Source organism: Cyanobium sp. N5-Cardenillas, from assembly GCF_024345515.1.
In the GTDB taxonomy this organism is placed as follows: domain Bacteria; phylum Cyanobacteriota; class Cyanobacteriia; order PCC-6307; family Cyanobiaceae; genus Cyanobium.
In genome coordinates, this window is the sequence record NZ_JAGQBG010000170.1 from 1 (window position 1) to 6,994 (window position 6,994).

The window sequence follows — 6,994 nt, forward strand, 5'->3', positions numbered from 1 at the left end:
TGCGCACGTCGAAGAGGGAGGTGTTCTGGGCCAGGGGGACCTTGAAGTTGGCCCCCGGCTGCCGTGGCACGCCGGTGACCTTGCCCAGGGTGGTGACCACGGCGACGCTGCCCGCCGGCACGATGAACACCGTCTGGGTAAGCAACACCAGTCCTCCGAGCACGGCGGCGAAGATCAGCTGCCAGAGGCCGCCGAGGCCGTTGTCTGCGCCGGAGCGCATGGGGGATTGCATCGGGAACCTTGGAGCCGTGGGGGTGCGACGACCCTAGGCAGCGTTGGTGGCCCCGGGCCGCCATCGTGGGACGACCGGCAGATGGGAGAGGGCTGGTGCTGCGCTTCCTGCTCGAACTGGTGCCGGCCCTGGGGATCGGACTGTTGCTGGGGCTGCGGTTCCCCGGGCTGCCGGGGAGGCTGGCCCCACCGCTGATCTCCTGGGGGATCCCGATCGGCCTGGTGGCCCTGCTGCTGCGCTCGGGCTTCCAGGCCAACCTGCTTACGGCGGCGCTGATGGCGGCCGCGTCCTCGGGCCTGGGCCTGCTGCTGCTGCGTCTGCCGGCCCTGCGCCGCCGGATCCCCGACGGCAGCCTGCAGCTGGGCTGCATCGTGGGTAACACCGCCTATTGGGGACTCCCTATTGGGCTGGCCCTGCTCCCCGCCGAGGCCATCGGCTTCACGATCTCCTTCGATCTTATGGCCACCCTGATCACCTGGAGCCTTGGCCCGCTGCTGGTCGACCGACGCGCCGGCCGCCTCCGCCAGCAGCTGCGCGTCCTGGCCACCAGCCCGGCGATCCGGGGGCTGCTGCTCGCCTTGCTCGTGCACCAGACCCCCTGGAGCGCCACCCTGGCCCAGTGGCTGTGGTGGCCGGCACGCCTGGTGATCCTGGTGGCCCTGGGGATGGTGGGGATGCGGCTGGGTCTGGTGCTGCGGCGCCGCCATCCGAGCCCCGACCGCCCCCCCGGGCTGGGGGTGGCCCTGGTGGGCAAGCTCCTGGCGTTGCCCCTGGCCATGCTGCTGCTGGCCAGCCTGCTGGGATTGCCGTCCCTGCTGCGGGATGCGGTGGTGCTGCAGGCGGCGGCTCCCACCGGCGTCTCGGTGCTGCTGCTCACGGAAGCGGCCGCCGTCGGGCAGCCGGAAGGGGCCTCGGCCAAGCAGCAGGAGGCGGCGGAAGCGGTGGCGGCTCTGGTGTTGTGGAGCACGGCCCTGGCGCTGGCCTCGGTTCCGCTGTGGTGGTGGCTGCTGAGCGGTCCGCTGGGGAGCTAGGACTGGCCCCGAACGCTTTGCCCAACCGTCGACGGCCATGGCCGGATCTCTCTCCCAGCGTCTCGACCGCAGCCTGTCCCACCTCAAGGGTGTGGCCGTGCTGCCCCTTCTGATCCTGGCGGTGCCCTGGGCCCAGGAAATCATCGACCAGATCTTCTTCGGGGGGCGCTGGAACCTGCCGATGGTGCCGGGGGGGCCCTTCCTCGGTGTGCTGACGGCACCCTTCAGCCACGGTGGCTTCGGGCACCTGATCAGCAACAGCCTCTGGTTCCTGCCCCTCTCCTGGCTGGTGCTGGCCAAGAGCCGGGGCGACTACCTGGCTGTCTGGCTGGGGGTCTACGCAACGGCCATTCCGGTCTGGCTGTTCTGGCACCAGGCCAGCCACGGGCTTTCCGGGGTGATCTACGGCCTGCTGGGTTACCTGCTGCTGATCGGCTGGCTGGAGCGCCGCCCGCTTTCGATTCTGTTGTCGCTCACGGCCCTGTTCGCCTACGGGGGGGCCCTGCCCAGCCTGTTGCCCTTCCTGAGTCCCCCGGGTGTGAGCTGGATCGGCCACGCCTCCGGTTTCGCCGGGGGGGTGCTGGCCGCCCTGGCGATCCACCGCGCAGGGGGGAGCTAGCGACTTGTTGCCCCTGCCACAGCCAGGGCTGAGGCGGCCTCCCCACCGCCGCCGCCGCTGGCCTGCTCTCCTGCTGGCCATCGGCGCCATGGCGCTGCTGCTCCTGCCCCTGGCCAGGGCGGCCCTGACCCAGCCGCCCACCAGCTATGACCTGGCCTGGCGGGCCCCCTTCAACCGTCCGGCGCACTATCCCCTGGAGCGCCGGCCGGATCCGGCCCTCTACCGCCCCCATGGCGACTGGTTTGGACGGCTGATTCTTCCCCCTGTCACCGCCATGGCCCGGGGCGGCGAAGACTGGGTATGGCTGGAGGTGGAGCAGGCCCCGGACGGCCATCACGACCTGATCGGCCGGCGTCTGCGCCTGGGCTGGCAGCACGACCCGAAGCTGCACGCCCTGGTGGGCAACGTGAGAACGCCTGTGCGGCTCGGGGCCGAGGCCCGCCTGGCGGCCCAGCAGGGCAATGTGGTGCCCACCCGGCTCGACGGCCGCGATGACGTGGGGCCGCTGCAGTCCCTGGCCGGTGCCCACCCCCACGACGACATCACCGTGGCGCTCGAGGCGGTGCTGCTCGAGCAGCGGGACGGGGAGCCGATGCTGCGCATCGGCCGTCCGCCCCTGCAGAGCACCGGCCGCTGGGTGGGCCTCGTGCGACTGCTATCCCGGGATCCTGCCGACCCTGAGCGTTTCCGGGTGCAGCACTACGACCGGCTCCGGGGGGGCTTCAGCGGTGCCGTGGAGACCGTGCGACTGCCCCGCCAGCCACCCGATCGCCACGGCCGGCGCTTCTTCGACCCGGAGGGGCTGCTGGAGACACCAGCGGGCGACGAAGGCTGGTACCTCTACGGAGCCCCTGATAGCGCAGGTACCTTCACCGTCCAGGCCCTGGAGCCGCGGCGGCTCACCTCCCTGGCGAGCGACCGGCTGCTGCGGGGCACCACTGCAGGGCTGAACCACATCAGCCGGGTCAACTGGAGTGCCGACCAGACCCGTCGCGGCCGCGACAGCCGGGTCGACCTGCTCCCCGGCGGTGCCCCCACCCCATGGCAACCCGGCGACCGCTCCCTGGTGATCCACAGCTTCGGCGGCATCGGTGGCCCCGACGGGGAAGCGATCAGCGGCTTCACGGTCACGGGCCATTTCGCCTTCGGCGCCGCCCGGGTGGTGGTCGATCCCTTCACGGGACAGCCCCGTTTCGACCTGCGCTACCACCAGATCTATGCCAACAACCCCAACGGCATCGTCTCCGGCAGCCAGGACTGGAGCGCCTACACCGGCAACCTGCAGCGGGGCTGGCTGGGCACCCGTCCGATCTCCGACGTGCTGGTGCGCACCGAGCCCCTGCTGCTGGAGGAACTGGCGATCCAGGCGGAGGTGCTGATGGCCCGCTACCGCAGCGGCGACGGCCGCGGCGTGTCCCTGGTCAGTCCTGCCATCTCCTGCGTGCAGGATTCCAGCCAGGCCCTCTGGATCGCCATCGACCAGCTGCGTCGCCGCCGCCGGGACCTGAACGGCGGCGACCTGCCCCGGCTGGCGTCCCTGGCCCAGGCCCTCGATGCCCTGCTGACCCCCTTCGGCATGGTGCGCGACGACTGGCGCCACAACGCCTCCCTCATGGACAACCCGGGCGATGGCCCGGACCGGTTCAAGGCCAACCGGAGCCTGTGGGACGGGGTGCTCAGCTGGCGCTCCATGCTGCCCCGTCGGGCCCACGATGAGATGGCCGGGGTGTTCCTGCGCCATGGCGACCCCCTGCATCTGGTGCGCACCAACCAGCTTCCCGGAGCTGACCAGCGCCTGACCCCCCTGGCACCGACCCAGCTGCTGGGCCAGCTGCCCGTGGTAGCGGTCGTGCTGCCCCGGCTGATGGACGCGTTCTTCGCCCCCCTCACCGGTCGTGGCCTGGCCCTTGCCGCCCTGTTGCTGGGGGCCTACGCCGCCGTGGCCCTCGTCCTTGGGCGTGCCACGGGATTCCTGCCGGCGCAGCGCACAAGGGTGCGGCCCCTTGGACTGATGCGCCAGGCGATGGTCCTGCTGCTGACCCCGGCCCTGGTTGAAGAAACCCTGTTCCGCGCAGCCCTGCTGCCCCACCCGCTCGAAGGGTTGAGTGGATGGGACAGCGTCGCCTGGGGCGCCCTGGGTGTGGGGCTGTTCGTCGCCTGGCATCCGTTGGCCGGCCGGCTCTGGTATCCCATGGGGAGACGCCTGTTCGACGACGGCCGCTTCCTGGTCCTGGCCAGTCTGCTGGGGGTGGTCTGCGTGATCGCTTACCTCGCCACCGGCTCCATCTGGCCGCCGGTGCTGATCCACTGGCTGGTGGTGCTGATCTGGCTGGAGCTCCTGGGGGGCCGCTCGCGGCTTGGTCAGGCCGTTCAGGGATAGGCGTTGGGAACGAAGAACTGCTCGTTCATCGGGGGCCGCTGATAGTCTCCGCCGCTCTTGCGGGGGGGCAACTCGATGGCGGCCGGGGTCATGTCCTCATAGGGGATCTTGCTGAGCAGGTGACGGATGCAGTTGAGCCTGGCCCGGCGCTTGTCATTGGCCTCCACCGTGAACCAGGGAGCCTCAGGGATGTTGGTGTGGGCGAACATTTCATCCTTGGCGCGGGAGAACTCCACCCAGCGATCGCGGGATTCCAGATCCATCGGGCTGAGCTTCCAGCGCCGTGCGGGGTCTTCGAGACGGGAGCGGAAACGGATCTCCTGCTCGTCGTCGCTGACGGAGAACCAGTACTTGATCAGGGTGATGCCGCTGCGCACGAGCATGCGCTCAAACTCCGGACAGGACAGCATGAACTCATCCACCTGCTCCGGAGCGCAGAAGCCCATTACCTTCTCAACGCCGGCCCGGTTGTACCAGCTGCGGTCGAACAGCACGATCTCCCCGGCCGAGGGGAAGTTCTCCACATAACGCTGGAAGTACCACTGGGACTTCTGCTGGTCGGAGGGGGTGCCCAGGGCCACCACGTTGCAGCCGCGGGGGTTCAGGGGCTCGGTGATCCGCTTGATGGTTCCGCCCTTGCCGGCGGCGTCACGGCCTTCGAACAGCAGGATCATGCGGTAGCCCACATGTTTCACCCAGTACTGCATCTTGACCAGCTCCACCTGCAGCCGGGCCAGTTCCTTCTCATAGAACTTGCGGTCCAGCTTGGGGGGGCGGCCCTCCGGATGGCTGGCGAAGTCGTCGAAGAGGGGAGAGGGGTGGTAAAGATCCGACTCATTGATACCGCCGGATCGGTGGCCATTCGCCGCCTTCTTGCCTGACTTGTCCTTGCTGCTCAGGTCCCCGGATTTCGCGGCCGACTTGTCGGCCTTGACCTTGGAACCACTTTTGTCCTTTTTTCCCATGCCACTGCGGAAGGTGAGCTGTTGACGGCATAGCCCATCCACGGCCAAGAGACGGCAACAACGGTCACCCTGAGACAAACAAGCAGCTTGGCGGGGCTTGGCTCAGCGAAGGGGGCCCGGATCGCAACAGGCGACCGGCCGCCACTGCCGCTGCTTCAGTTGGGAGATTCAGAGGTCTGGACCCACTGGGCGATCAACTGCTCCTGCCGCACAAGCCGATAGCGGCTCGTCTCGCAGGGATGGCGCCGGTACTGATCCTTGAGGCTTTCAAGCCTGGAGATCAGGGAGTGGTAGACGGGGTGATTTTTATGCATGACCTCAGCCAAGAGGCAGCAACATCTTATCGAAAGTTAACCAGCACAAGGGCTTGGGGCGCCGGGCGCTCAGGCAGCGAAGCTGAAACCGGGAGCCCACTGGGCGATCAGCTGCTCCTGGCGGACAACGCGGTAGCGGTTGATTTCGTTGGGAAGCTGGCTGTACTGATCGTTGAGGGAGCGGAGCTGCTCCAGCAGCGCATTGAGAACGGGATGGTCAGCGTTCATGCCTGGTGTCAATCTGTTGCCAAAACCTTAACTGAATCGGAAGGGGTGCAGCGCCATCGTGGCGGTCGGGTCAGCGAACCCCCATGGCCGGCCCCCTGAGGCCCAGCCGACAGCAGCGGCCCCCTGCCGGAGCTTCAGGCCGGAATGTCCCCGTTTGGGGGGCGCAGGATGGCCGGCCATGAACGACAGTGGGGAGATCTCTGCGGGGCCTGCCCCGAAGGATGGCCGATGAGCGCCCGATCGCTTCCAGCGTCCCTGCCGAAGGCCACGATTCCGAAAGTCACCATCGGTGAACTGGAGGCCAACTATTCGATGTACTGCAAGGCCCTGCGCCTTCTGGTCCGCGAAGGACGAACCCTGAAGAAGATCCAGCGCACGGTCTGCTGGCACCGCCTTGAGCAACTGCACCAGTGCCTGCCGAGCCAGTACAAGGACCCCGACTACCTGTTTCTGCTGCTGCGCCGCGAAACCAACCGCAAGGCGGCGGGCCTCCCCTGTCCCACCTGAACCGACCAGGGGGTTCCGGTAGCAACCGTCACAACGGCCAGCCCCATGGACCTTCACCATGCCTGGGCGGACATTGCTTCTAGGGTTCCGGTCCCCCTTTGCAGGTTCTGCCTTCAAAGCAAGGGATGTCTGGTCCGAGAGAAGCACATTCACCGTTCAGGACCCCATGTCCCCAGAACAGTGAATGGCACGGAGGGACAAAAGCCCGGGAGACCGCCCCATTCCCACCGTGCCCAGAGGACCGAATGAACGAACCGTCCAGCGGCAGCCAGGCTGATGCGTCTGAGGCGTTTGCGCGGGGTGGTCACCCCACCGGCAGTGAAGGCGCCCGGGCCCTGGAGAAGGAAGCCGCCCTGCCCCTGACGGGCTGGCAGCAGGAGGTGGACCAGGGCCTTCGCTATGGCCTGGAGGCGGCCGATAGCATCATTGATCGGCGCATCTCCACCTTCTCCCGCGGTGAGCTGCCCCACTACGCGGGCATCAACACCTTCATGAAGGCCCCCTACCTGGAAGATGTGAACCGGGTCGGGGAGTTCGACGTGGCGGTGGTTGGGGTTCCCCACGACAGCGGCACCACCTACCGCCCCGGCACCCGTTTCGGCCCCCAGGGAATCCGCCGCATCTCGGCCCTGTACACCCCCTACAACTACGAGATGGGGGTCGACCTGCGCGAGCAGATCACCCTCTGCGACGTGGGTGACATCTTCACCATCCCCGC

The 6,994-nt window shown here is 68.2% G+C and carries 9 protein-coding genes and 1 riboswitch; of the genes, 5 read left to right on the plus strand and 4 right to left on the minus strand.

Going from position 1 to position 6,994, the window contains the following annotated elements:
• Nucleotides 1-220, minus strand: a 220-nt coding sequence (locus KBZ04_RS12735) for an SPFH domain-containing protein (RefSeq protein WP_409995980.1), incomplete at its 3' end; no start/stop codon positions are given.
• Between the two features lie 77 nt (nucleotides 221-297).
• On the opposite strand from KBZ04_RS12735, the gene KBZ04_RS12740 reads away from it, so the two are divergent.
• The 3 genes from KBZ04_RS12740 to KBZ04_RS12750 are packed head-to-tail and all read left to right on the plus strand — an operon-like array spanning nucleotide 298 to nucleotide 4,262.
• Nucleotides 298-1,263: a malate transporter gene (locus tag KBZ04_RS12740; protein ID WP_254992283.1), complete on the plus strand. Its 966-nt coding sequence runs from the start codon at nucleotides 298-300 to the stop codon at nucleotides 1,261-1,263.
• Between the two features lie 37 nt (nucleotides 1,264-1,300).
• Complete coding sequence (locus KBZ04_RS12745) at nucleotides 1,301-1,882, plus strand: rhomboid family intramembrane serine protease (RefSeq protein ID WP_254992284.1); 582 nt, start codon at nucleotides 1,301-1,303, stop codon at nucleotides 1,880-1,882.
• Nucleotides 1,883-1,889: 7 nt separating this feature from the next.
• Nucleotides 1,890-4,262 carry a type II CAAX prenyl endopeptidase Rce1 family protein gene (locus KBZ04_RS12750; RefSeq protein ID WP_254992285.1) on the plus strand — a complete coding sequence of 791 codons (2,373 nt, stop codon included), beginning with the start codon at nucleotides 1,890-1,892 and terminating at the stop codon, nucleotides 4,260-4,262.
• Here the strand turns inward: KBZ04_RS12750 and ppk2 are convergent.
• The 3 genes from ppk2 to KBZ04_RS12765 form a co-directional block, all read right to left on the minus strand.
• The gene (gene ppk2 / locus KBZ04_RS12755; RefSeq protein WP_254992286.1) at nucleotides 4,253-5,227 is read right to left on the minus strand and encodes a polyphosphate kinase 2; all 975 of its coding nucleotides are present in this window, start codon (nucleotides 5,225-5,227) and stop codon (nucleotides 4,253-4,255) included. The genes KBZ04_RS12750 and ppk2 overlap by 10 nt on opposite strands.
• 155 nt (nucleotides 5,228-5,382) lie before the next feature.
• Nucleotides 5,383-5,541 (minus strand): hypothetical protein, encoded by a 159-nt coding sequence (locus tag KBZ04_RS12760; RefSeq protein ID WP_254992287.1) that lies wholly within the window; start codon nucleotides 5,539-5,541, stop codon nucleotides 5,383-5,385.
• A 69-nt stretch (nucleotides 5,542-5,610) separates the two neighbouring features.
• Complete coding sequence (locus KBZ04_RS12765; RefSeq protein ID WP_254992288.1) at nucleotides 5,611-5,769, minus strand: hypothetical protein; 159 nt, start codon at nucleotides 5,767-5,769, stop codon at nucleotides 5,611-5,613.
• Nucleotides 5,770-5,997: 228 nt separating this feature from the next.
• Here KBZ04_RS12765 and KBZ04_RS12770 point away from each other — a divergent pair, with 228 nt between their 5' ends.
• Both KBZ04_RS12770 and KBZ04_RS12775 read left to right on the plus strand, forming a co-directional pair.
• On the plus strand, nucleotides 5,998-6,276 hold the full coding sequence (locus tag KBZ04_RS12770; RefSeq protein ID WP_254958104.1) for a DUF3136 domain-containing protein: 279 nt from the start codon (nucleotides 5,998-6,000) through the stop codon (nucleotides 6,274-6,276).
• A 68-nt stretch (nucleotides 6,277-6,344) separates the two neighbouring features.
• Nucleotides 6,345-6,490, plus strand: a riboswitch (guanidine-I (ykkC/yxkD leader).
• Nucleotides 6,491-6,521: 31 nt separating this feature from the next.
• On the plus strand, nucleotides 6,522-6,994 hold a 473-nt coding region (locus KBZ04_RS12775; protein ID WP_254992289.1), incomplete at its 3' end, for an arginase family protein.

Excerpts from the sequence above, each read along its gene's own strand:
- KBZ04_RS12745 (WP_254992284.1), top strand. The coding sequence starts at position 1,301 with ATGGCCGGATCTCTCTCCCAGCGTCTCGACCGCAGCCTGTCCCACCTC.
- ppk2 (WP_254992286.1), bottom strand. The coding sequence starts at position 5,227 with ATGGGAAAAAAGGACAAAAGTGGTTCCAAGGTCAAGGCCGACAAGTCG.
- KBZ04_RS12760 (WP_254992287.1), bottom strand. The coding sequence starts at position 5,541 with ATGCATAAAAATCACCCCGTCTACCACTCCCTGATCTCCAGGCTTGAA.
- KBZ04_RS12765 (WP_254992288.1), bottom strand. The coding sequence starts at position 5,769 with ATGAACGCTGACCATCCCGTTCTCAATGCGCTGCTGGAGCAGCTCCGC.
- KBZ04_RS12770 (WP_254958104.1), top strand. The coding sequence starts at position 5,998 with ATGAGCGCCCGATCGCTTCCAGCGTCCCTGCCGAAGGCCACGATTCCG.